The following is a 22,790-nucleotide window of genomic DNA, read 5'->3' as shown; positions in this document are numbered from 1 at the left end:
GGTCAGACCCTTTTCCCTGCGGGAAAGGGGTCTGACCCCTGGCAAACCACATGGAAGAAACCCTGTCCCATCCCCGCGCCCCGATGGAACGCCTGATCCGCGCCAATGCCGATGAGATCAACCGGCTGCAGCGGGCCATCCGCGGGAGTGCTGCGTCGCGCTGGCGTGACCCGGAACAGAAGCTGCTGCACGCCCAGGCCTGCGCGCAGTTCCAACAGCACTACGAGCGGCTGGCGTTTCCGGGTGGCTACGCCAACGCGCTGAAGCAACTTGCCGAACGCGACCCAGATACGCTGGATGTCGCGCTGACCTTCCTCGAAGTGCGGCCGTACTTCTTCCGTTGCGGATACATGTGGAAGACGCTGCTGAAGCGCGTGCGGCAGGTTTCCATGGGAACGAAGCAGCATGTGCGGCTGCAGAAGATCCTCGATGCCTACGCGGCCTATCGCGCCACCCGTGATGGCTGATGGGGACGGCATGATGGGGTCAGATCCCTTTGCCTTTGGCAAAGGGATCTGACCCCGGCCCGTCAGGCCGCCCGCAGCGGCGGTCGCGCGTGCGCACTTCGGCGCAACGCCTGCGCCCGCTTTGCGATCCAGCGCACCACGAAGGCGGTGAACAGCAGCGCCGACGGCACCGCATACCAGAAGTTGCCCGGCACGCGCTTGAAGTACGAGTAGGTGAACACCGCCGCGATGATCCACATGCCGGTGACGTGCAGGCGACGCCAGGCGGTGGGTCCCATGCGCCGGGCGAGCCCCCGGTGCGAGGTGATGGCCAGCGCCAGGATGGCAATGTAGCCCACCGTGCCCGGGAGGTTGGCCAGCGCGGACCGTGCTGGCCAGAACGCCGGGTTGAGGATGCCGAAACTGGTGATGGCGATGGCATGCAGCAGGTGCGAGAACGCGAAGGACAGGCCGATGATGCGCCGTTCGCGCAGCAGGAAGCGGGTGAACGGGCCGGGCAGCAGGCTGGCGAACGACGATGCCGTGAACGCCGTCAGGAACAGCAGGAATGATGTGCGTGCAGTGACCCGGATCGCCGCACGGCTGCCTTCGGCTGCATCGGGATACAGGGCGAAGGCCGCAAGCGCGAGCGCGATCAGGACCACGGCGATGGCCAGGAACAGGCGCCAGCCGTGCAGGAAGGAAGTGTTGGAAGCAGCCATGATGAGACCTCGAAGTAGGGGGCGGTAGTGCCGGCCGCTGGCCGGCAACCTCAGGAAGCAGGCAATGCAACCAGCACGCCTGCCATGCACAGCTCGCCCAGAACGGGCACGCAGGCCGCACGCAATGCGTCTGTTGCCACGTCATGTGTTTCGGACAGCGCTTGCAGCGCCTCAACCACCGGCGCGCCGTCGTTGCCGAACACCGATAGCAGCGCGTAGGCCAGCGATGACAGTTCCTCGACCTGCAGGCTGAAACCGGCGACGCGCCGGATCACCAGCAGCGTGGGTGCTGCGCTCAACACCGGCTCAAGCGCCTCGTCTTCATGTACCGGCCACTGGTAGCCCAGCACTCGCACCAACGGCGAAACCGCGAGCACATCACTGTCCAGGGGAACACGGTGCAGCAGACACCCAGCGTCACGCGCTTCAATGTGCAGCGACTGCTGCGTGCTCTCGTAGTGCGCCAGTTCCGCTGCCCAGCCTGGCAGTGCCAGCGCGTCCTGCACCGCCAGCCAGTCCGCGAACTCGCCGGCGATCCGTGGGAACAACGGGGTCTGGCAGGCGTGGCTGGCGTAGTAGTGCTCCACTGTGTCGCGCCAGCGCGGCGTGCCCAACTGTTGTTGCAGGCGCGGCAGGCTGCCGGCCAGCAAGGTGTCCAGGCTGTCGATGCACAGGCGGCGGTATAGCGCCAGCCTGCGCGCCCCGATGCCAGCGGGTGCGGCCAGTGATGGATCGCGCACATGATCGGCCCAGCGCCGTTGCAGGATGGCCAGCGACTCAGCCATGGGCCACCTCGGGCCAGCGTGCCTCGACCTGCGCTTGGCGGATCTGCGCAACCTCGGCCAGCAACTCTGCGAGCGGCGGAAAGTTGAAGTCGCGTTCGAGCAGCGTGGGGCGCACGCCCACGCGCGCATAGGCCTCGCGCAACAGCGCCCAGACCACGCCTTTCACCGGCGCGCCGTGGGTATCGATCTTGAAGCCATCGTCTTCATCGAAGTGGCCCGCTACGTGCAGCGAGGCGACACGGTGGGGCGGCACGCGGGCCAGGAATTCGAAGGCGTCGTAACCGTTGTTGCAGGCGTTGACGAAGACATTGTTGACGTCCAGCAGCAGGTCGCAGTCGGCTTCGGCGAGCACGGCGTTGATGAAGTCGATCTCGCTCATGTCCGCGCCCGCCACGGCGTAGTAGGAGATGTTCTCCACGGCGATGCGTCGGCCCAGGATGTCCTGCACCTGGGCGATGCGACCGGCGACATGATGTACGGCCTCGGCGGTGAACGGCAGCGGCAGCAGGTCATAGACATGTCCACCGGCGGCGCAGTAGCTCAGGTGTTCGCTGTACAGCTGCACCTGGTGCAGGTCGAGGAAGGCTCGGGTCTGTGCCAGCAGGATGCGGTCCAGCGGATCAGGACCGCCCAGCGACAGCGCCAGGCCGTGGCAGGTCAAGGGGTGGCGCTCGCTGAGTTGGCGCAGCGCGGCACCGTGTGCACCGCCGACGCCGATCCAGTTGTCGGGGGAGACTTCGAGGAAGTCGATGGCACCGGCCGGCATTGCCAGCAGTTCGTCGATCAGGCCACGGCGCAGGCCAAGACCTGCGGCGTTGGTGGGCAGGGGCAGGGACATGGCGGATGCTCCAGAGAGAGGGCGCCGCCCTGAAGGCGGCGCCGGGTGAACGTGGATCAATCGGCAACGCGGGAGAACAGGCCCTTCGGCATCGGCTTGCCGTTGGCGGTGTAGACGCTGCGCAGGTAGTCGTGCGCTTCCTGCTCGCTGATGTAACCGTCGTGGTCGGTGTCGATGCGGTCGAACTCGGCGGCACGCTTGGCGGCCACAGCGTTGAACTCGGCGCGCGAGACCTTGCCGTCGTGGTCGCGGTCGGTGCGGGCAAACGAGGCGTCGCCGCACTTGCCTTCGCCACACTGGCCCTCGGCCACCTTGGCCTTGCCGGCGGGCGTGCCAGTGGTGGCCTTGTTGGCCCCGCACTTGCCTTCACCGCACTTGCCTTCAGCGGCGGCGCTCATGGCCACCGCGCTGATCGCCAGCGGTTGGATCGCCGCGGCCTGGCCGGCCAGCAGCAGGCCACCGGCCAGGGCGATGCCGATGGCACCGATGCGCGGCAGGCGGGAGGAGGGGGTGTTCTTGGTCGAGACGGACATGGTGGTGACTCCTTGGGAAAGCACGCGGGGCGTGCGGGATGGACGCCGCCGAAGAGGCGACGGAAAGGGAAACGTTCGGGAACAGGGGGAGGCGGCTCACGCGGCGCGGCGGCGACGCAGCAGATAGCCCAGCAGCAGCACGCCACCGAGCAGGGCGCCGCCGAAACCGATGCCGGGCAACAGCGCCGCCACCGGCAGCAACAGGGCGATCAGGCTGACGCCCCAGCCCAGGCCGTCGTTGCCGACGGGGGCATGCTGTGGGCCGGCCAGCAGCCGGTCCACGCTGAGCGCGCCACCGCCGTTGAGGATCAATGGCAGCAGCATGGCCAGGAACAGCAGCGGCAGCTTGAAGTTGCCGTAGCCCTGGTCGGTGATCGCATAGCCCTGCCACAGTTCACCCAGGCCGTTCCACTGGTCGGGCCAGTGCACGGCGGCGATGGCGACCACCGTCAACACCCAGAAGACGTAGGCCACCGAGCGCGTGGCCAGGCCGAGCAGCAGCATCACCGCACCCACCAGTTCCAGCCAGGTGGCCAGCTGCCAGTTCAGCGACGCGGGCAGGGCGGAGAACGGGAACGGGAAGCGGCCTTCCAGGTCGGCGAACCAGTTCTGGCCGCCCAGCTTCCCGCGGCCGGATTCAAAGAACTCCCAGGCCAGCAGGGTGCGCAGCGCCAACGGCGAGAGCCAGCGGCCGACGGCGTCCAGGCGGGGGGTATACACGGAAGAGGCGGTGCTGATCATGGTGGTGTCCTGCGGGCCAGTGGTCGATGGAGGCCATTCCAGGCGGCGCAGGTATCGGCAACGTGTGCCGTTGCCCGGGGTTTTGTCAGCGACTGTGGCCGCGGCCGGGGTTTCGTACAGTCAGATACAAAGACGATCCGTTGACGCACATCGGGGCGTTGCGCGCCCGCGTGCGGGGAGCGATATCCGCCCGGTAGCGCCCGGGCAGGACCGGCGCCCGAATGTATCCCACTGTAGAAACCCGCCTGCGCCCTACAGTCCGTTACAACTCCGCGCCGCGAAGAAACAGCGCCGATACACCGGCAGGCGGAAATGGCCACTCCCAACACCGGAGCGCTTCCCATGATCCGTACCTCGTTGCTTGCTGCTGCTCTCGCCCTTGCCAGCGCAGCCGCCCCCGCCTTCGCTGCCCAGGCCGATACCGCAGCACCGCCCACCGTCATCCTGGTGCACGGCGCCTTCGCCGATGGCTCCAGCTGGAGCAAGGTCATCAGCACCCTGCATGACTGGAAGCTGCCGGCAGTGGCGGTACAGAATCCGCTCACCTCATTGGCCGATGACGTCGCCGCCACCCGTCGCGCGATTGCCGCTGCGCCCGGCAAGGTGGTGCTGGTCGGCCACAGCTGGGGTGGCACGGTCATCACCGAAGCGGGCAATGACCCGAAGGTGCAGGCGCTGGTGTATGTGGCGGCCTTCGCACCGGATGCAGGGCAATCTTCGGCGCAACAGGGCGAAGGTTTCCCGGCCGGTCCTGGCCTGGCCCGCCTGCAGGAGAGGGATGGCTACCTGACGTTGCCAGCTGACGCTGTCGCCCAGGACTTCGCGCCGGATGTGATGAAAAAGTCGGCCGCACTGCTGTACAGCACGCAGGTCCCGTTGAAGGCCAGCGCGCTGGGCGAAGTGGTGAACGTTGCGGCGTGGCGCAGCAAGCCGAGCTGGTACGTGCTCAGCCGCGATGACCGCATGCTGTCGCCGCAGCTGCAGGCCGCCACCGCAAAGCGCATTGGCGCGCAGCTGCAATCGATCGGTAGCAGCCACGTCTCGCTGCTTTCGCATCCGGCGCAGGTGGCCGACAGCATCCTGGAAGCGGCGGGAGTGAAGCCAGCCGAACTGCCGCTGGCCGAGCAGGGGGGCTGAACGATGGCCGCCCTGCGTGCGTATGCGCTGCCGTTGCTGCTGAGCCTGCTGGGTGGGGCTGCGCCGCTGATGGCCTGGCCCAGCCCGGAGGCCGACGCGCAGCCGGCACAGGCCGTTCCCGCCGCCGGGTTCGACGGTGGCGGGCCCTGGCACAACAGCCCACCGCTCACGCTGAAGCAGTTGCGGGGGCAGGTGGTGCTGGTCGAGTTCTGGACCTACACCTGCAGCAACTGCCTCAACGTGGCGCCGTATGTTCACCAGTGGCATGCACGCTACGTGCCGCAGGGCCTGAGGGTGATCGGCGTGCATACGCCGGAGTTCGCCTATGAAGGGTTGCCCGGCAACGTGCGCAAGGCCATCGCACGGTTGGACATTACCTGGCCGGTGGTGCAAGACAACCAGTACCGGATCTGGAACGCCTGGGGCAACCGCTTCTGGCCCGCACTGTACCTGCTCGACCGGCAGGGGCGGGTGGTCTACCGCCATTACGGCGAGGGCGACTACGCACGTACCGAAAGCGAGATCCAGCGCCTGCTGGCCAGCCCCTGAGCCGCGCTACCATGGCCGCGCCATGCGGCCTTGACCTCCGCCTTCATCGAGAACGCAATGAACCACGTACCGCATATCCTGGTCGTCGACGATGACAGCGAGATCCGCCAGATGCTGGCTGACTACCTGCAACGCAACGGCCTGCGCGTGAGCCAGGCCGACGGTGGCCGGGCCATGCGCGCGCTGATGGATACCCATGCCGTGGATCTGGTGGTGCTGGACGTGATGATGCCGGGCGAGGATGGACTGAGCCTGTGCCGCAACCTGCGCGCCGGCAAGCATCGTGCGGTGCCGGTGGTGCTGCTGACTGCCCGCGACGACGAGACCGACCGCATCATCGGCCTGGAAATGGGCGCTGACGACTACGTGACCAAGCCCTTCTCTTCGCGCGAACTGCTGGCACGCATCAATGCAGTGATCCGCCGCACCCGGATGCTGCCGCCGAACCTGCAGGTGAGCGAAGCCGGTCGCCAGCTGGCCTTCGGCGAGTGGCGCCTGGACACCACCGCGCGCCATCTGCTGGACGCGCAGGACACCGCGTATCCACTCAGTGGCGCCGAATTCCGCCTGTTGCGCGTGTTCCTCGACCACGCCAATCGGGTGCTCAGCCGCGACCAGCTGCTCAGCCTCACCCAGGGCCGCGATGCCGAGCTGTTCGATCGCTCGATCGACCTGCTGGTCAGCCGCGTGCGGCAGCGCCTGGGTGACGACGCGCGCGAGCCGACCTATATCAAGACCGTGCGCAGCGAAGGCTATGTGTTCAGCGTGCCGGTGCAGTTGCTGGGGCCGGACGAATGAACGCCGGCGCACGCCGTCCACGCTGGCCGCGCACGCTGTCGGCGCGGCTGCTGCTGGTGCTGCTGGGCGGACTGGCCCTGGCCCATGCACTGTCGTTCGGCCTGCTGTTCTTCGAACGCTACCAGTCCACCCGCAGCATGATGCTGCGCAACCTCGACGAGGATGTGGCGGTGAGTGTTGCGCTGCTGGAGCACCTGCCCGCAGGCCAGCGCGCCGCCTGGGTACCGCGGCTGGAGCGGCGCACCTACCGTTACCTGCTGCGCCCGGCCGCGGCCGGGCCCGGGCTGCAGACCGATCGTGCACGCCAGGTCACGGCGATCATCGACGACAGCCTGCAGCACCGCTATCCGCTGCAGGCGCGGCAGGTGGCCCGCCTGCCGGAGCGGTTCGAGGTGGAACTGCGCCTGCACGACGGTACACCCTTGACCATTGAAGTCACCCCGTCGGGCCTGCCGCTGGCGCGTTGGCTGCCCGCCGTGCTGCTGGTGCAGCTGGCGCTGCTGCTGGTGTGCGCGTGGCTGGCGGTGCGCCTGGCCATGCGCCCGCTGCAGCAGCTGTCGCATGCGGTGGAGCATCTGCAGCCGGGCAAGGACGGGCCCGCACTGCCTGAAGATGGCCCTGCGGAAGTGGGTGGCGCGGCGGCCGCGCTCAACGCATTGCAGGCACGCATTCGTGGCCATGTCAGTGAGCGCCTGCAGATCCTGGCCGCGATCTCGCATGACCTGCAGACCCCTATCACGCGCATGAAGCTGCGGGTGGAGACCCTGCCTGAAGACAGCACCCAGCAGCGGCTGCTGGCCGACCTCGACCACCTTGGGCAACTGGTGCGCGAAGGCGTGGCCTATGCGCGCAGCAGCCACGTCGCCGGTGGCGCGCCGGTGTCGATGGACCTGGGCGCGTTCCTGGCCAGTGTGGTCGGCGATTACGAGGACATGGGCAAGCCGGTCAGTGGCGGCGCGCCCGCTGGACTGGTGGTGCAGACCTGGCCGCAGCCGCTGCGCCGGGTGGTCGGCAATCTGGTCGACAACGCGTTGCGCTACGCCGGTGCCGCCGAGATCGAGGCCGGCCGCGATGAGGCCGGAAGGGTGTGGATCGGAATTTCCGACCGTGGCCCCGGCATTCCCGAGGACCAGCTGCAGGCAGTGCTGGCGCCGTTCCACCGGCTGGAAAGCTCGCGCAATCGCGGCACCGGCGGCACCGGCCTGGGCCTGGCCATCGCGGTGCAGCTTGCGCAGTCGCTGGGCGGTTCGCTGCGGTTGCACAACCGCGAGGGTGGCGGGCTGAGGGCTGAGCTGCAGCTGCCGGGGTAACGGGCGGGGTCGGATCCCTTTGCGGGAGCGAAGGGCTCTGACCCCGATGTGGGATCTGTGACATTCCTGCACGGCCTCGGGATCGGCGATCATCTGCAGGGAGCGTCGAAACCAGGAAACACGCAATGCAGGGAACGCAGCATTCAATCCGGCGCCCGCGCTACGTCGCGCTGCTGGTCGGTCTGCTCGCGCTGGTGGCGTGCCAGCGCGCACCGGATGCGCCGACCGGGGTACCCGCAGCGGGCACACCGCGTGCCACCCCGGCCACCGCAGCAGACCTCTCTCCGCTGCTCGACGGCCTGCCGACCTGCGCGCTGGACGGCTGGTACATCGATCAGCAGACCGGGCGTCCGGCCCATCCCTGGTTGGCCGCGAACGCGCCGAAGCCCTGCAGGGAGGACGAGGAGAACGAGATCGCCACGTTCTGCGTGCAGGGGCAATGGAAGGGGCTGCCGGTGGAGGACGTGATCCTGCCGACGATGACGTTCGTTTCGTCCCGTGGGGCCAGGATCGGCCTGCCGCTGGAGAAGGCACGTCCCATCGTCCGCCAGCGCTTCGGGCAGGTATTCCCGGGTGGCGCGGCGTACGAGGCGGGCCGTGAGCCGAAGCTGATGGCCGATCCCGAGGATGCGCAGCGCTCGTGGCTGCTGTGCAGCACGCCGGAACCGGGAGACGACGTCGGCAGCCAGGCAGGCGTCCGCTATTCGGGCATGAACCTGCCCTACGATCACGACGGTTGCAGCTACCGCTACAGCCCGGTCGACTTCTGCGATGCGCGGCACCGGGCCGCCATCGAAAATGCGCTCCAGCACCAGGCGCCGAATTTCAACCAGCACTACCTGCTGGTGCAGGTCGATGATCGTCCCGAATACTTCCAGCGCACGTTGGTGCTGGTCGATACCCGCACCGGCAGGGCGACGCCACTGCCGTTCGATGCCTTCACCGGGCCGGCGGGGAAGGGCGGAGACGCCACCGGCTACGGGACACTGGAGACGGGCGTGGACCAGCAGCAGTTCTGCCTCAATGGTGCGCTGCTGGTCTACCGCGTGTTTGAGGAAGGCCGCTTCTGCTTCGGCTTTGACGGTGAGCGCTTCACCGGCCATGAAACCCAGTACATGCAGGCAGCGGATGGCCGATGACCGGTATTTCACCCCGGCCATGACATCCTGCCCCGAACCTGCGCAACCGGGATCGAGGCTGTTGAAGGCGAACACGCAATGACTGCCACGCGGCAGCGCTCGATGTGGGTGGCCGGCCTGTCCACGGTGGTGGAGTGGTACGACTTCACCCTGTACCTGTACTTTGCCACGGTGTTGTCGCGGGTGTTCTTCGGCGGGGGCGAGCAGGCGCTGCTGGTCACCCTCGCCGGATTCGCCGTGTCCTACCTGATGCGTCCCTTGGGCGCGCTGTGCTTCGGGCACCTGGGTGACCGGCTCGGACGGCGCTGGATGCTGCTGGCTTCCATGGCATTGATGGCGGCGGCGATGCTGGCGACCGCGCTGCTGCCGACTGCGGCCACCGCAGGTACTACGGCCGGCGTACTGCTGCTGGTCCTGCGCTGCGTGATGGCGTTCTCGGTGGGCGGTGAATACACCGGCGTGGTGGCCTATCTGCTGGAAAGCGCACCGGCGCGGCGACGCGGCCTGGTGACCTCGCTGGCCTCGGCGGCCAGCGAAGTCGGCGCGCTGCTGGCGGTAGCGATCTCCGCGCTTACCGTGGCGCTGCTGCCCACCGCGCAGCTGGACAGCTGGGGCTGGCGCATGCCGTTCTTCGTCGGTGCCGCACTGGCGCTGGTGATCCTGGTTGCGCGCTCGGGCATGCACGAGTCACCGGAGTTCGAGCGCCAGCGCCGCGACGGCAGCATTCCGGCCACGCCGCTGCGGCATGTGCTGCGCAACCACCCGGGGGCGGTGGCGCGCACCTTCGCGATCTCGGCCTTGGGATCGATCACTTACTACGTGGGCATCACCTATGTGCCCGCGTTCCTGCATGCGCAGGGGCATGACGAGGGCGCTGCGTTGTGGCTGTCGACGATCGCGGCCGTGGCGGTGATCGCGATCACCCCGCTGTGCGGCGCCTTGTCGGACCGCGTCGGACGTCGGCCGATGCTGCTGGGCCTGACGTTGCTGGCGGCGCTGCTGCCACTTTCGCTGTTTGCGTGGATGGCACAGGCGACGGCGCTGGGCATCGTGCTGGCCGCAGTGCTGCTGGCCTGCGTGGCCGGTGGCGTGAGTGCGGTGGCGGCCCCGGCCACCGCCGAACAGTTCCCGGGCGAAGGCCGGGTCAGCGGGCTGGCGCTGGGCGTGACCATGGCCACGGCGGTGTTCGGTGGCGCGACACCGTGGCTGGCGCAATGGTGGGTGGAACGCAGCGGCTGGGCGGCGGCGCCGGGTGCGATGATCGCGCTGGTGGCGGTTCTGGTGCTGCCCGTGCTGTGGACCCTGCCCGAGACGGCCCCGGGCAGGGACAAGCGCTGACCGGTCAGACCTTGAGGGTCTGCTCGATGTCGGCCAGTACCGCGGCCGCATCCACGCCGATGGCGATGGACTGCAGTACGTGGCCATCCCACACGCTGGGGCCGAAGCCCATGCCTTCCGGCTTGGGAATGGTCATACCACGGGCAACGCCGTCGGTGGCCACGCGCACGCTGGCGCGCTCGAACGTGAACAGTTCCGGGCGGGTCAGCGCGATGCAGGCGCAGCAGTCGTGCACGACCATGCCCTTGTGGCCTGCCTGCAGGTAGAAGTCCACGTAGTCCTGCGACAGTGCGCGTACCAGCCCGGCATCGGCGCCGCCGAGGGCGGCCAGCGTGTCCAGGCCATCGCGGTTCATTTCCACGCGGGTGGTCACGTCCAGGCCGATCGCGGTCACCGGCCAGTCCGTGGTGAACACCACGTCGGCCGCTTCGGCGTCGCCCCAGATGTTGGCCTCGGCGGCCGGGGTGATGTTGCCGTTGACGTGGAAGGCGCCACCCATGAGCACCACGCCGCGCACCAGGCCGGCGATGTCCGGGGCCTGCTGCAGCGCCAGCGCCAGGTTGGTCATGCGGCCGACCGCCACCAGGGTCACTTCGCCCGGGTGGGCGCGGACCAGGTCGATGATCAGCTGGTGGGCCGGGCGCGCGTCGGCGGCCACGTCCAGTTCGGCCGGCACCGGGTGGTTGCCCAGGCCGTTGTGGCCATGGATGTGCACCGGCCAGGCTTCCGGGGTGGCTTCCGGCTGCAGCGGGCCATCGGCACCGCGCGCGACCGGGGCGGCAAAGCCCCAGGCCTGCTTCAGGTACAGCGCATTGTGCGTGGTCGACTCCACCGAGGCGTTGCCGAAGGTGGTGGTGACGCCGATCAGGTCGATCTGGGCGTGCTTGTGCAGGTACAGCAGGGCCAGGGCGTCGTCGACGCCCGGGTCGGTATCGAAAATGACTTTCAGCATGTTGTTGTTCTTCTTCTTCCGTGTGGTGCGGGGGGCGCCGGCGGCCCGCAGGCAGGCCGGCGCGCCCCACATTGTCCCATCTTCATGACAGGCACGGCCATTGCCGGGCCGGCAGGCCATAATGCGCTCGTCCAGCCCCGGAGTCCGCCGCATGCTGATCGTGACCCTCCTGCTGGCCCTGCTGGTGCTGGGCCTGAACGTGGTGGCCACGGTGGTGATCGTCCAGCGTGATGGCCTGTCGGCGGGTGGCCGGGGGCTGCAGCTGCTGCTGGTCTGGCTGCTGCCGCTGGTGGGCGCGATCCTGTGCATGGCGGTGGCTACGGCCGACGGCTCGGGCAGCCGGGGGGATGGCGGCGGAAGCCACGACATCTCCGGTGGCTACGCCAGTGACAACCACAGCCATCACAGCTACAGCAGCTCCGACTGTGGAAGCGACGGTGGCAGCAGTGACGGTGGTGGTGGCAGCTGCAGCGATTGAGGTCTCTGTAGAGTCGAGCCATGCTCGACTGCACTTCGCTCCAACGCCGCGGTGCCTGATAGAAAGGCAGTCGAGCATGGCTCGACTCTACAGAACAGCGGTTGGCTGCGGCCGGTAGTGCCGGCCGCTGGCCGGCAACCGCATCCGCTCAACCGCCGCCTTCGGTCGGCAGCGGCGCCGGCACGTTCAGCAGGCCGCCGGCGGCCACATAGGCGGCCAGCGCCTGGCCCTGGCTGAGCAGGTGGCGTTCCATGGTGCGTTCGGCCGCAGCGGCATCCCGCCTGCGGAAGCACTCCATCAACTCGCGGTGCTCGGCCAGCGACTGCGCGGTGCGGCCCGGGGTCAGCAGCTGCCTACCGCGGTGCATCTTCAGGATGCGGTGCAGGTCGTGGGTGATGCGGATCAGCCACGGATTGCCGGCATAGTGCTGCACGGTTTCGTGGATGAGGTAGTTGTTGCGGTAGTACTCGGCGATGTTGCCCTCGGCAGCGGCCGTCTCCATCGCTGCATGCAGGTCTTCCAGCTGCTGCATGCCGGCAGCGTCGATATGCCTGACCGCTTCATGCGCGCAGCGGCCTTCCAGCATCGCCATCACCGGGAACAGCTGGTTGAGGTCTTCCAGGGTGAGCCGGGTAACCCGCGCGCCACGACCGGCATCGATCTGTACCAGGCCTTCGGCGGCCAGCAGCTTCAGCGCCTCGCGCAGCGGCGTGCGGCTGATGCCCAGTGCCTCGCACAGGGCCGGCTCGTCGATCCACTCACCCGGTGGCAGGCGGTAGTCGTAGATGCGCTCGCGCACGTGTTCGGCCACCTCTTCATACAGAGGGGCACGCTTCTTCGTTGAACGCGGGGCAGGAGCGATGGCCATGCGCAAAGTGTAGCGCCAGGTCGTGCCGGCCGCTGGCCGGCACGACCGCAGGACGGTTACATCCAGCCCGGCACCACGAACACCAGCCACGCCAGCAGCGGCCCCAGCGCCACCACCAGCCCGCTGTAGACCAGGAAGCGGCGGAACAGGGTCTCGCGTTCTTCCTTGGCAGCCGAGGCCACCACCAGCGCGCCATTGGTCGAGAACGGGCTGACATCGACGATGGTGGACGACACCGCCAGCGCGCAGATCACGCCGGCCGCGCCCAGGTGGCCCTGCATCAGGAACGGTACCGCCAGCGGAATCGTGGCCCCCAGCACCGCCGCCGACGAGGCGAACGCGGAGACGATGCCACCCACGTAGCAGACCAGCAGTGCACCCAGCAGCGGGATGCCGATGTTGGACACGCCATGGCCGATGAAGTCCACCGCGCCGGCATGCTCCAGCACGCCGATGTAGGTCACCACGCCGCAGATCAGCAGCACGGTGGACCAGCTGATGCCATCGACCGCGCCCTTCTGGCTCTGCGGCGACAGCAGTGCCAGCGCCACCGCCACGGTGATCGAGACCAGGCCGACATTGAGATTGTAGATCAGCGCGGCCACGCACAGGCCGAGCAGGCCGATCAGGGTGAGCAGGCGTTCGCGGGTGAAGCCGACTGCCTCCAGCGCCTCGGGATCGTTGCTGAGCGTGCCGCCACCGGCGGCGACCAGCGCGCCATGGCCTTCGATCGCAAATTGCCGCGACGAGGCCTGTGGGCCCCCGGCCATCGCCAGCTCCGCATTGCCGATTGCTCCTGCTGCGGTGATCGAGCCGCGACGCAGCAGGGCGATGCCACCAAAGGCGAAGAAGCAGATCGTCGCCATCATGAAGTTGAAGCCCAGGCTGGTCAGGAACACCGCCATCTCGGTCACTTCCAGTCCGGCCTTCTGCACTACGCCATTGGTGATGCTGCCGTACACGCTGATCGGCGAGAAGCCACCGGCCTGCGCGCCATGGATGACCAGCAGGCCCATCATCAGCGGGTTGATGTTGTACTGCTTGGCAAAGCGCAGCGCGACCGGACCGATGATGGCGACCGCTGCCGGGCCCAGCGCGCCGAACGCAGTCAGGACTGCGGTGATCACGAACATCACCCAGGGGATGGCCACGATATGGCCGCGCACGGCTTTTACTGCCCAGTGCACCAGCAGGTCGATGGTGCCGTTCTTCTGGGCGATGGCGAACAGGTAGGTGATGCCGACCAGGGTCAGGAACAGGTCGCCGGGAAAGCCGGCCAGGACCTCCTTGCCGCCCATGTCGACCCACAACCCGCCGATGATGAAGGCCAGCGCGAAAGCGACGGCGCCCATGTTGATCGGCAGAGCGGTGGCGATGATGAACATGATCACCAGACCGATGATCGTTGCGATTTGTGGACTCATGCGCCCTCCCAGACACGTGGCTCACGTACAGCACGGATGGAGACCCGCCATCCCGGGGTAAGGCGACGTACGGCGTGTTGCGTGATACGCACTGCTCGAACCCGTTACCGCAGCCGCTCCAGCGCGCGGCGTGCCCATGCCGCGGCACCTTCAAGGCTCTGGAACTCTTCCACTGCGCGCACCTCGCAGCACGGATAGGACGGCGCGACCATGCGCGCCAGCGCGCTGCCCGGGCCCAACTGCAGGAACACCCGTGCGCCACGCTCGAAGGCCTGGCGCATCACCTGCGCCCATTCGATGGACTGCGCCAGCTGTGCCGACAGGGTGTGCACCGCTGCCGCGCGATCACGCACGGGTCGTGCATCGATACCGGCCAGCAGCGGCAGGCGCGGGGCCTGCAGCGGGGCAGCATCGAGTGCGGCGGCAAACGGTGCGACCGCCGCTGCCAGCAGCGGCGTGTGCGCGGGGACATGCACCGGCAGCACCCGGACCTCCGCGCCCTGTGCGCGCGCCGCGTCGGCCAGGGCCTGCAGGGAGGCCAGCGCACCGCCAACGATGAAATGATCATGGCCATTGGCAATCGCCACGAAGGTGCCGTGCGCGTCGCAGAGTGCGTGCAGCGTGATGCGATCCAACCCAAGCACCGCCTGTAGTCCGGTATCGGCGGGACGGGCGGCGTCCATCAGCTGCGCGCGCCGGGCGGCCAGAGCCAGGCAGGTATCCGCATTGAACGTGCCGGCGATGGCATGCGCGGCCAGTTCGCCAATGCTGTATCCGGCGACCAGCACCGGCACAGGCAGCGCCTCGCGCAGTCCCTGCCAGTGCGCGAGGGTGGCCGCACACAGCAATGGTTGTGCCAGTGCGTTGTCAAAGCGTGCAGGGTCAGCCGCCGCTGCGGCCACATCGCGGCCGAGCACCGTGCTCGCCGCCCGCAGTACATCGTGCGCGGCAGGCAGATCGCGCACGCGCTCGAACATCGCCGCGTGCTGCGCGCCTTGCCCGGGACAGAGCAGGGCAAGGCTCATGCGGCCTCCTGCTGCAGCAGGAACCAGCTGCAGGCAAGCAGGTCGGCACTGCCGCCCGGGCTGAGGCGGCGCGCGACGAAGCGCTCACCGATGCCGCGAAGTCGTGCTTGCCAGCCCGATGCGAAAGCACCACCGCCGCGCAGGAAACCGCGCGCCTGCTGCTGGGCCCAGTGCAGGCCATCGGTGCCGCCACGGTGCAGCAGGTTGAGGTCGTCGATGTGCGCGACCAGCTGCATCAGGGTCTGGCACAGTGCCGCATCGCGCGGCAGGCCTTCGTTCAGGGCATGGCGCAGGGTGGGCACGCCCAGTTCGCGCAGCACCGGGTAACCGGCCGCCGCCTGTTCGCGCACGCCCGGCACGCCATGCTGCAATCGTGCGCGCTGCCCCGGGCTCTGCGTATCCAGCGGGGCATGGGCGAAATCGCCGGCCCAGTGCTGCACGCCCAGGCACACTTGTGCGGCAGGAACGCTTTGGCCGTGCTGGCGTCGGCAGCGTGCAGCGGCGGCCACCAGCAGGCCGAGGCTGAAGATTGCACCACGATGGGTGTTGATGCCCCCGGTGGCGCGCAGCATCGCGGTTTCGGCAGCGAGGCCGTGCGCGCGCAGCTGCGCGAACGGTGCGTCGGCGGCACCGGCCTGCGCAATCGTGGTGAAGGAGTGGCGCAGGGCGAGCAGGCTGCGCAGGAACGTGCCGGCATCCATGTCGTCATGGCTGCCCGTATCGAACGGCGTCACCAGCCCCGGCTTGGGGGCCAGTGCCAGTTCGGCATGCAGGCTGGCGATGGCCAGGCGGCCCAGTCGCGCGCTGTCGTGCGCAGGTGCGCCGGGCGGACGGGGCTGGACGACGACGGCGCTCACGCCGCCACTCCGGTTGCCACGAACACGCGCTCGCGGGCTTCCAGCGCCGCGCCGTCCAGGCGCTTCACCAGCACCTGGCGGCTGCCGCCGGCGTATTCGCGCCAGTTCACCGCGCCACCATCCGGCAGGCACAGTTCACCATCGACGCGACGGGCGTGCGCGTGCTCCCAGGCGTTCAGGCCTGCGGCAAGCGCGTCGGCCTGGGCGCGGGTCTGCACCTGCCACAGCAGATCGATGTCCGAGCGCGGATGCACATAGCGCAACCTGCTCAGATGCTGCCAGGCGAAGGCACCGAACACGCGTGCCGGTGCGATACGCGCCAGCGTGTGCAGTGCATGCTGCCAATCGCTCGGGACACCGGCGGTGAGTAGCGCGTCCAGTGTCGGCGGCGGTTGCAGGCGCTGCACATCCTGCAGCGGCACACGCAGAGCGAGGCGCAGTTTGCCCTCGTCCGGCGGCAGCGGCACGCCCAGACGCAGGCGCGGGTCGGGATCATCCACGGCACCACGCGCCACCATCGCGGGCAGGCCCTGCGCGAACCAGGCCGCGAGGCGTGGTTCCTGCGCGGCCACGTCGGCGCGCCAGTCGGCGTGGGCCGACATCCAGACCAGCGTGTGGCGGGCGGGCCGCTCAGGCATCGCCGCGGGCCACGGCATCGGCCACCTCCGCCGCCAGCGCACGACCGCCACGCTGTGCACCCAGCGCCGCGCGCACGTCGCCTGCGGTGGGCATGCGCAGGGCCTGCAGCAGATGCAGGGCAAGGTCGCCGTCCCAGAGCGATTCCACTGCGCCCATGGCTACGTAGTTGGCCACGCCCGGTGCGAACACCGGTGAGCTCTGGCTGAGCGCCTGCAGTTTCTCCAGCGGCTGCTTGGTCACCCGCGCCATTGCGCGCAGGTCCATCACCCGCACCTGCGCGTCGGGCAGGGCGTGAATGTCGTCGGCCATCAGGCCAAAGGACAGGAAACCGCCACTGACCGATTCGCCGTAGACCAGAGTGACCAGTCGCGCGCCACGGCGACGCGCCAGATCCAGGCTCTGCGCGAGGTGGGCGAAGTAGCCGTTGATGCCCAGCAGTTCATCGCGGCGTGCCAGGCGCTGGCCAGCGGTGTCGGCCAGCATCACGATCGGCCGCTGCGGATGCGCTGCGGTGCTGGCCAGCACGGATTCGGCCAGCGCCAAGGCGTGATCGACGCCGACCTCGACGCGGTCGGTGGTACCGATCACCGTCACCGGGCCGTCGTCGGTGGTCGCCGTGCCGGACAGCACCGAGTCGCTCACCGCGATGGCATGCCCGCGCGGGAACAGGGCATCGAGCAGGGGCTGCAACGCGGCGTTCATGGCAGGCTCCGGTCGGTGGTGGCGGCGAGGAAGGCCTCGGTGTCCAGCAGTGGCAGGCGCTCGGGTTCGGTGATGCCCTGCAGCGCCCACACCTGCAGGCCATCGTTGCAGTCGCCCCAGGCCTGCACGCGCGCCTTCAGTGCGGCGTGTCGCGCCTGCAGGGCGCTCAAGGCGGTGCCGGTGTCGGCGCTGGTGGTGTCGGCCAGCAGCGCATCGAAGGCGGCCTGTGCGAAGGCCTGCAGTGCGTCGGGTACCAGCACCTGGGCCTGGTCGATCAGATAGCGGTGCTTGCCGCCCGTCACCCGCCATACCAGCGCGCGGTCGCGCGAGTCGAACTCCTCCACGCCGCGTACCGTCTCGATCACTTCTGGTCCGGACAGCGACAGCCGGCCTTCTTCGGACATGACCACTGTCGTGCAGCAGCGGGCGACGATCCCCATGCCGCCGAACGCGCCGTTGCCACTGCCGATCAGCGCGATCACCGGCACCCCGGCTGCGCGCGCATCCAGCGTGGCACGCATGATCTCGGAAATGGCGATCAACCCGGCGTTGGCCTCGTGCAGGCGTACGCCGCCGGTATCAAGCAGCAACAGCACGCCATCCGGGCGCGTCCGCGCCGCGTGGCGCAGCAGTCCGGTCAGTTTGGCGCCGTGGACTTCGCCTACGCCGCCGCCCATGAAGTGGCCCTGCTGCGCGGCCAGCAGCACCCGCTTGCCGCGCAGCAGGGCCTGGCCGACCACGATGCCGTCGTCAAACGCGGCCGGCTGCTCGAGTTGGACCAGGTGCGGGCTCATCATCCGCTGCGCCGGGCCAAGGAATTCGCGGAACGAACCGGCGTCGACCAGGCCGGCAATGCGCTCGCGTGCGTCGGCTTCGTAATAGCTGTGGCGCTGCAGGTGACTCATGGCGTGCCCCCGGCCAGCAGGGTTTCCACCGCCTGGTCCAGGCGCAGGCTGACCACCGCGGGTGTGGCGCCTGCGTCGTTGATCGACACGCGCACATCGCGCAGCGGGTGGCGCCGGGCGAAGTCGGCGATCACCGCCTGCCAGATGGTGCCGAAGCCGCGTGCGGCGGTGACGATGCGCACCGTCATCGCGCCGTCCAGCGCCGCCGGCTCCAGCAGGATTTCCAGATTGCCCGAGGCCAGCACGCCGACCAGCACCGCATCGCGCGCGAACTGCACCGGGGTGCGGCCTTCGAATCGATAATCGAGGGTTTCCATGCTCGGTCCCTTACCAGTTGCGGAAGCGCTTGGGTGGGTCGTACAGCCCGCCGGACCAGCGCACCAGATCCTTCACCGAGCGCGCGGCCAGCAGGTCACGGCTGGCATCACGCACGTGGATACCCAGGTCGTCCGGGCGCTGGATCACGCCGCGGTCGCGCAGGTTTTCCACCATTGCGCGGTCACGGCCCATGCCGACGGCGGTATAGCCGGCCACGCCCCGGATCGCCTGTTCGCGTTCTTCCGGCGTGCGGCACAACAGCAGGTTGGCGATGCCTTCTTCGGTGAGCACATGGCTGACATCGTCGCCATAGATCATCACCGGCGGCAGCGGCATGGCGGCACGCTCGGCCAGTTCCCAGGCATCCAGGCGCTCGACGAAGGCCGGTGCCATGTGCTCACGGAAGGTTTCCACCATCTGCACCACCAGCTTGCGCCCGCGCGGCATTTCACCGGGGCGTGCGGCCTGCCGGCCAGCCTTGATCCAGGCGTCGCTGGCGTGGCGGCGGCCGCGTGCATCCGAGCCCATGTTCGGTGCACCGCCAAAGCCGGCGATGCGGTCGCGCGTGGCGGTGGAACTGTTGCCCTGCAGGTCGATCTGCAGGGTGGAACCGATGAACATGTCACAGGCATACAGGCCGGCGGTCTGCGAGAACGCGCGGTTGGAGCGCATCGAGCCGTCGGCGCCGGTGAAGAACACATCACTACGGGCGGCGATGTACTGTTCCATGCCCAGTTCCGAGCCGAAGGAATGCACCGATCTGACAAAGCCTGATTCGATGGCCGGTATCAGCGCTGGGTGCGGATTGAGCGCCCAGTGCTGGCAGATCTTTCCCTTCAGCCCCAGCGATTCAGCGTAGGTCGGCAGCAGCAGTTCGATGGCGGCGGTGTCGAAGCCGATGCCGTGGTTGAGGCGGTTGACGCCGTATTCGGCGTAGATGCCCTTGATCGCCATCATCGCCATCAGCACCTGGATCTCGGAGATCTGCGCCGGGTCGCGGGTGAACAGCGGTTCGATGTGGTTCGGGCGCGGCGCCTGCACCACGAAGTTGACCCAGTCGGCGGGGATATCGACGCGGGGAAGGGTATCGACGATTTCGTTGACCTGGGCAATGACAATGCCGCCGCGGAACGCAGTGGCCTCCACGATCACCGGCGTGTCTTCGGTATTCGGCCCGGTGTACAGGTTGCCGTGGCGGTCTGCGGCCTGTGCGGCCACCAGCGCCACGCGCGGGGTCAGGTCGATGAAGTAGCGGCCGAACAGCTCCAGGTAGGTGTGGATGGCGCCGATCTGGATGCGGCCTTCGGCCACCAGGTTGGCCAGCCGCACCGATTGCGGGCCGGAGAACGAGAAGTCCAGTTTGGAGGCAATGCCGCGCTCGAACACATCCAGGTGCGAGGGCAGTGACAGCACCGATTGCACCATGTGCAGGTCATGCACGCGGGCGGGATCGAGGCCGGCAAGGGTCTGGGCGAGGAAGTCCGCCTGCTTCTGGTTGTTGCCTTCCAGGCAGACTTTGTCGCCCGGTTCCAGCAGCGCATGCAGCAGTTCGCGCACGTCTTCGGCCGCGACCTGGTGGCCGCGCGCCCACGGCGCGGCGCGGTCCAGGCGCGCCCGGCGGCTGCGTTCCAACGTATCCCAGCTCGGGTTCATCGACCGGCTTCCGATTGGCGTTGAGATAATTACGGCATAATTATGAGGCGGGATGCAACCCGCAGCGCAGCAAAAAGAAGGGCCCGCGCGGAGGCGGGCCCATTCAGGGTGGGGGGTGTGCCGACCATCGGTCGGCACCCACCGGTTCGCGATGGCTCAGAACTTCCAGCGCAGGCTGGCCGAGACGAAGCGCGGCTCGCCGAAGTTGTTGTAGTCCAGGTTGGCCCAGTAGGTCTTGTCCAGCGCGTTGCGCACGCTCAGCGTCGCGGTCCAGTTGTCGCTGATGCGGTAGTTGGCGTTGAACTGGACCAGCGAGTACGCGGGCTGCTTCACCGTTACGGTGCCGCCCAGTGGGTAGGCGATGTTGTACCCCTGTACCTTGCTCTGCCACTGCACGCCGCCGCCGATGCTCAGGCGTTCCAGGGCGCCGCGCAGCTGCAGCTGGGTGTTGAGCTGCAGCAGGTCCTCGGGCGGGTTGGCGTACAGCAGGTCAGTGGCCGCGCGGGTTACCTTGACGTGGGTGTAGCCGGCATTGATCGTCCAGCCCGGCAGGATTTCGCCGTTGACGTCCATTTCCCAGCCCCGCGCCTTGGTGCCGTTGATGCCGATGTAGGCCGAGCTGCCATCACTGAGGCTGCCCTCCGGCACGCTCATGTCGCGCACGGCGTAGTTGTCCTGCTTGGCCTCGAACACCGCCGCATTCGCGGTCAGGCGGCCGTCGAACCACTGGGTCTTGATCCCCGCTTCCAGGTTCGAACCCTGCACCGGCGCCAGCAGGTTCTCGTTGCGGTCCTTGTAGTTCTGCGGATTGAAGATCTCGGTGTAGCTGGCGTAGGCCGATACATTCGGGGTGATGTCGTAGACCAGGCCCACATACGGGGTGATTTCGTCGCTGACCTTGTAGGCGCCGCTGGTGCCGGTATACGCACCGGCCGCGTTGTAGGAACGGCTCAGGGTCTGCCAGCGGCTCAGGCGCGCGCCGGCGATCAGCGAGAGCGGATCGGCCAGGTGCAGGCGGGTGGCCAGGTAGATGCCGCTCTGGGTGGTCTTTGCCACGCGCCGTGCACCGGTGCGGGTGTAGGTCACCTCGGAAATGTCGCCGTCCCAATCAAAGACATTCGGGATGTAGTAGCAGCGCTCGCGCCCGCAGGTAGCCCAGTCACGCGGGAAATTCAGCGCGACGGTATTGGTGGTGCCTTCCAGGTCCGACCATTGGGCACCGACGGTCAGGTCGTGGTCGCGGCCGAACAGCGGGAAGGTTCCAGTCAGGTAGCCATCGACGTTGCGGCGGGTGTCCCTGGAATCGCCGGCGGCGGCGCGCAGGAAGATGCCCGAGCCGCTCACCGGGTCCGGATTGCCGGTGCCGTACACGCGCACGTTCTGCACGTTGCCGCGGGTGTAGGCGGTGTTGATCTTCAGCAACCAGTCTTCGCCCAGGCGTTGCTCCAGATTGGCGAAGGCCGTGTTGCTCTCGCGCTTCCAGTAGCTCCACTTCGGCGACAGGTTGGTCGAGCGCGCCAGGTGGGCAAAGTTGCCCTGGCTGTCGAAGAACGCCACGGTACCCCACGTGGAGCCGACCGGGTTGTTGTCCTGGCTCTGGTAGCCGAGGGTGATCGTGGTGCTGTCGGTGACATCACCTTCCAGCACCGCCATGCCGGCCATCTTGTTCTCTTTGTAGCGGTCGTAGTACAGCCCGCGATCGGTGTAGGCGGCGACCACGCGGCTGCGGAAGCGCCCATCATCGGTCAGCGGCGCGGTCACATCGGCCTCCATGCGGCGGTAGTCCCAGCTGCCGGCGCTGACCGCGAACGAGGCATCGAACTCCTTGCCTGGCCGCTTGCGCAGCAGATTCACCGTGGCCGAAGGTACGCCGGCGCCACTGAGCAGGCCGTTGGCACCGCGGATCACTTCGATGCGGTCATAGAAGGCGGTGTCGTATTCCTGGTTGGTCGAGCCGCTGTAAGTCGGGATGCCATCGACCTGGAAATCGGTGATGGCGAAACCACGGGCGTAGTACAGCGGACGCTGGGTGTCATAGAAGGACACGCTGACGCCGGTCACGGTGCGCATCACATCGTTGATGCTGAACAGCGATTCGTCCTGCAGGCGCTTGAGGCTGATCGCAGTGGCCGACTGCGGTGTTTCCTGCAGGGTGATCGGCAGGCGCGTGGTACTGGCCGGCGGTGCCGACTGCTCGGCGCGGACGCTGACGCGGTCCAGGGTCTTGGCGTCGCCGGCCCCTTCGGCTGCAGCGAACGCGCTGGGCGCGGCCAGCAGGGACAGCGACGACAGCAGGGCCACCGGCAGCAGCGCACGGCGGGGCAGGTGGTTACGGAATGGGAGGGGCATGGTGGGCTCGAAGCGTGGAGGCGGAGAAGGGCGGCAACAGTCGTCCCGCACCCGGGGCGGCGGCTTCGGGCACGTCAGTTCCATCCGGGAGGGAGGCGGACACTGCGCAGGACGCAAATGTAAATAATTCTTAACAACATTACAATTCGCGTCGTTGCGCAGGGGGTTTCCGGCGCAGAGCAGTGGCGGGCCGGGGGCGGATCCCGTTGCCGTAGGCAATGGGCTCTGACCCCATCATCGGCGCCCAGGCGCAGGTCAGAGCCCTCCCGTGCGGGAGGGATCCG

At 68.2% G+C, this 22,790-nt stretch carries 24 protein-coding genes; 8 read left to right on the top strand and 16 right to left on the bottom strand.

Going from position 1 to position 22,790, the window contains the following annotated elements; translation table 11 throughout:
• Positions 1-50: 50 nt before the first annotated feature.
• Positions 51-467: a hypothetical protein gene (locus ARC23_RS05310; RefSeq protein WP_238985197.1), complete on the top strand. Its 417-nt coding sequence runs from the start codon at positions 51-53 to the stop codon at positions 465-467.
• Between the two features lie 62 nt (positions 468-529).
• On the opposite strand, the gene ARC23_RS05305 is transcribed toward ARC23_RS05310, so the two are convergent.
• The 5 genes from ARC23_RS05305 to ARC23_RS05285 all read right to left on the bottom strand — a co-directional run bounded on the left by ARC23_RS05305 (position 530) and on the right by ARC23_RS05285 (position 4,065).
• Entirely contained in the window at positions 530-1,168 is a 639-nt protein-coding gene (locus ARC23_RS05305) for a ferric reductase-like transmembrane domain-containing protein (RefSeq protein WP_057496257.1), read from the bottom strand.
• A 50-nt stretch (positions 1,169-1,218) separates the two neighbouring features.
• A complete protein-coding gene (locus ARC23_RS05300) occupies positions 1,219-1,953 on the bottom strand; it encodes an HvfC family RiPP maturation protein (protein ID WP_057496256.1) in 735 nt (244 codons plus the stop codon).
• The gene (locus ARC23_RS05295) at positions 1,946-2,791 is read right to left on the bottom strand and encodes an HvfB family MNIO-type RiPP peptide maturase (RefSeq protein WP_057496255.1); all 846 of its coding nucleotides are present in this window, start codon (positions 2,789-2,791) and stop codon (positions 1,946-1,948) included. The genes ARC23_RS05300 and ARC23_RS05295 overlap by 8 nt, the downstream gene beginning before the upstream one ends.
• A gap of 56 nt (positions 2,792-2,847) precedes the next feature.
• Positions 2,848-3,324: an HvfA family oxazolone/thioamide-modified RiPP metallophore gene (locus ARC23_RS05290; protein WP_057496254.1), complete on the bottom strand. Its 477-nt coding sequence runs from the start codon at positions 3,322-3,324 to the stop codon at positions 2,848-2,850.
• A 96-nt stretch (positions 3,325-3,420) separates the two neighbouring features.
• Positions 3,421-4,065, bottom strand: a complete 645-nt coding sequence (locus ARC23_RS05285; protein ID WP_057496253.1) for an HvfX family Cu-binding RiPP maturation protein — start codon at positions 4,063-4,065, stop codon at positions 3,421-3,423.
• Positions 4,066-4,407: 342 nt separating this feature from the next.
• Between ARC23_RS05285 and ARC23_RS05280 the strand changes: the two genes are divergently transcribed.
• The 6 genes from ARC23_RS05280 to ARC23_RS05255 all read left to right on the top strand — a co-directional run bounded on the left by ARC23_RS05280 (position 4,408) and on the right by ARC23_RS05255 (position 10,336).
• Positions 4,408-5,202: an alpha/beta fold hydrolase gene (locus ARC23_RS05280; protein ID WP_057496252.1), complete on the top strand. Its 795-nt coding sequence runs from the start codon at positions 4,408-4,410 to the stop codon at positions 5,200-5,202.
• A gap of 3 nt (positions 5,203-5,205) precedes the next feature.
• Positions 5,206-5,751, top strand: coding sequence for a redoxin family protein (locus ARC23_RS05275; protein WP_057496251.1), 546 nt, complete (start codon positions 5,206-5,208; stop codon positions 5,749-5,751).
• 57 nt (positions 5,752-5,808) lie between these two features.
• Entirely contained in the window at positions 5,809-6,549 is a 741-nt protein-coding gene (locus tag ARC23_RS05270; RefSeq protein WP_032960784.1) for a response regulator, read from the top strand.
• On the top strand, positions 6,546-7,859 hold the full coding sequence (locus ARC23_RS05265) for an ATP-binding protein (protein ID WP_057496250.1): 1,314 nt from the start codon (positions 6,546-6,548) through the stop codon (positions 7,857-7,859). The genes ARC23_RS05270 and ARC23_RS05265 overlap by 4 nt, the downstream gene beginning before the upstream one ends.
• A 125-nt stretch (positions 7,860-7,984) precedes the next feature.
• Complete coding sequence (locus tag ARC23_RS05260) at positions 7,985-8,998, top strand: hypothetical protein (protein ID WP_057496249.1); 1,014 nt, start codon at positions 7,985-7,987, stop codon at positions 8,996-8,998.
• 78 nt (positions 8,999-9,076) lie between these two features.
• Complete coding sequence (locus tag ARC23_RS05255) at positions 9,077-10,336, top strand: MFS transporter (protein ID WP_057496248.1); 1,260 nt, start codon at positions 9,077-9,079, stop codon at positions 10,334-10,336.
• 4 nt (positions 10,337-10,340) lie between these two features.
• Here ARC23_RS05255 and ARC23_RS05250 read toward each other — a convergent pair whose 3' ends face one another.
• Positions 10,341-11,288: a nucleoside hydrolase gene (locus tag ARC23_RS05250; protein ID WP_057496320.1), complete on the bottom strand. Its 948-nt coding sequence runs from the start codon at positions 11,286-11,288 to the stop codon at positions 10,341-10,343.
• A gap of 151 nt (positions 11,289-11,439) precedes the next feature.
• Here ARC23_RS05250 and ARC23_RS05245 point away from each other — a divergent pair, with 151 nt between their 5' ends.
• Positions 11,440-11,766: a hypothetical protein gene (locus ARC23_RS05245; protein ID WP_057496247.1), complete on the top strand. Its 327-nt coding sequence runs from the start codon at positions 11,440-11,442 to the stop codon at positions 11,764-11,766.
• A gap of 148 nt (positions 11,767-11,914) precedes the next feature.
• Here the strand turns inward: ARC23_RS05245 and ARC23_RS05240 are convergent, their stop codons facing one another.
• The 10 genes from ARC23_RS05240 to ARC23_RS05195 all read right to left on the bottom strand — a co-directional run bounded on the left by ARC23_RS05240 (position 11,915) and on the right by ARC23_RS05195 (position 22,506).
• The gene (locus ARC23_RS05240) at positions 11,915-12,634 is read right to left on the bottom strand and encodes a GntR family transcriptional regulator (RefSeq protein WP_057496246.1); all 720 of its coding nucleotides are present in this window, start codon (positions 12,632-12,634) and stop codon (positions 11,915-11,917) included.
• Between the two features lie 56 nt (positions 12,635-12,690).
• Complete coding sequence (locus ARC23_RS05235; RefSeq protein WP_057496245.1) at positions 12,691-14,058, bottom strand: SLC13 family permease; 1,368 nt, start codon at positions 14,056-14,058, stop codon at positions 12,691-12,693.
• Between the two features lie 104 nt (positions 14,059-14,162).
• Positions 14,163-15,083 carry a malonate decarboxylase subunit epsilon gene (mdcH, locus tag ARC23_RS05230; RefSeq protein ID WP_057496244.1) on the bottom strand — a complete coding sequence of 307 codons (921 nt, stop codon included), beginning with the start codon at positions 15,081-15,083 and terminating at the stop codon, positions 14,163-14,165.
• Entirely contained in the window at positions 15,080-15,940 is an 861-nt protein-coding gene (mdcB, locus tag ARC23_RS05225) for a triphosphoribosyl-dephospho-CoA synthase MdcB (RefSeq protein WP_057496243.1), read from the bottom strand. Before mdcB ends, mdcH begins: the two co-directional genes overlap by 4 nt.
• A complete protein-coding gene (gene mdcG, locus ARC23_RS05220) occupies positions 15,937-16,578 on the bottom strand; it encodes a malonate decarboxylase holo-[acyl-carrier-protein] synthase (RefSeq protein ID WP_057496319.1) in 642 nt (213 codons plus the stop codon). Before mdcG ends, mdcB begins: the two co-directional genes overlap by 4 nt.
• Entirely contained in the window at positions 16,571-17,281 is a 711-nt protein-coding gene (mdcE, locus tag ARC23_RS05215) for a biotin-independent malonate decarboxylase subunit gamma (protein WP_057496242.1), read from the bottom strand. Before mdcE ends, mdcG begins: the two co-directional genes overlap by 8 nt.
• Positions 17,278-18,186 carry a biotin-independent malonate decarboxylase subunit beta gene (locus tag ARC23_RS05210; RefSeq protein WP_057496241.1) on the bottom strand — a complete coding sequence of 303 codons (909 nt, stop codon included), beginning with the start codon at positions 18,184-18,186 and terminating at the stop codon, positions 17,278-17,280. Before ARC23_RS05210 ends, mdcE begins: the two co-directional genes overlap by 4 nt.
• Positions 18,183-18,503 (bottom strand): malonate decarboxylase acyl carrier protein, encoded by a 321-nt coding sequence (gene mdcC, locus ARC23_RS05205; RefSeq protein WP_057496240.1) that lies wholly within the window; start codon positions 18,501-18,503, stop codon positions 18,183-18,185. Before mdcC ends, ARC23_RS05210 begins: the two co-directional genes overlap by 4 nt.
• A 10-nt stretch (positions 18,504-18,513) precedes the next feature.
• A complete protein-coding gene (gene mdcA, locus ARC23_RS05200) occupies positions 18,514-20,157 on the bottom strand; it encodes a malonate decarboxylase subunit alpha (RefSeq protein WP_057496239.1) in 1,644 nt (547 codons plus the stop codon).
• Between the two features lie 156 nt (positions 20,158-20,313).
• The gene (locus ARC23_RS05195) at positions 20,314-22,506 is read right to left on the bottom strand and encodes a TonB-dependent siderophore receptor (RefSeq protein ID WP_057496238.1); all 2,193 of its coding nucleotides are present in this window, start codon (positions 22,504-22,506) and stop codon (positions 20,314-20,316) included.
• Positions 22,507-22,790: the final 284 nt, after the last annotated feature.

Origin of the sequence: Stenotrophomonas beteli (assembly GCF_001431665.1) — a bacterium.
Lineage (GTDB): Bacteria > Pseudomonadota > Gammaproteobacteria > Xanthomonadales > Xanthomonadaceae > Stenotrophomonas > Stenotrophomonas beteli.
This window is presented reverse-complemented; position numbering and strand designations above follow the sequence as displayed.